At 62.6% G+C, this 771-nt stretch carries 1 protein-coding gene; it reads right to left on the bottom strand.

The features are described 5' to 3' along the window. Positions 1-771, bottom strand: a 771-nt coding sequence (locus tag ACYVH9_RS31610) for a fasciclin domain-containing protein (protein ID WP_460640450.1), incomplete at both ends; no start/stop codon positions are given.

The following is a 771-nucleotide window of genomic DNA, read 5'->3' as shown; positions in this document are numbered from 1 at the left end:
GTGAACCACCCCATTGGTCGCCACCAAATTCGCACTCACGACGTTGGCCGCCTGATTGTTGTTGCCGCTCCCCAGAAAGCTCACCCCGCTGTTGGACACATTCGCCTGGAGCTTGCCCCCCTGCGCCGTGGTCAGACTGGCCCCATTGGTTAAATTACTGGAAAAGGCCCGGGCCGCCAGCACGTGGTAAGTCAGAATTTTGGTTAACGTCTCCACCGGGGCCGCGTTGATGGCCGCTGCGTCGGCAAAACCCGCAGCCTGGAAAGCCGTGTTGGTGGGAGCCAGCACCGTCAGCGGACCCGCTGCCGTCAGTGCATTGAGCACCGGTGCCCCACCGCGGGTTACGGCCGCCACCAGCAGACTCAGATTGGGGTTGCCCTGAGCAAGCTGAACAATATTCTGGGTGGCCGGCATCAATACTTTGTCGATGACGTGAATCACCCCGTTGGCCGCAGCCACGTCGGCCTGCGTCACGCGGGCCCCGTTGACCGAAACCCCGGCGTTGGTTTTGGTCACATACAGAGTGGCATTGCTCAGGGTTTTGAGCTCGGTATTGGCTGCGGTGGGAATCTGGGCGGCTGCCAGGCGCTGGCCAACGACATGGTATTGCAAGACGGCCTTGAGCGTTTCGACGGACGCGGCATTGATGGCGGCTTCATTGGCAAAGCCAGCGGCCTGGAAGGCCGCGTTGGTGGGGGCAAACACGGTGAGTGTCCCCGACCGGAGGGCATCGGCTAAGCCCGCCCGAACGACGGCGGCTTCCAGGAGGCT

This window comes from Larkinella harenae (assembly GCF_054780515.1).
Note: the sequence above shows the minus strand (reverse complement) of the source record. Positions and strands in the feature narration are given on the sequence as shown.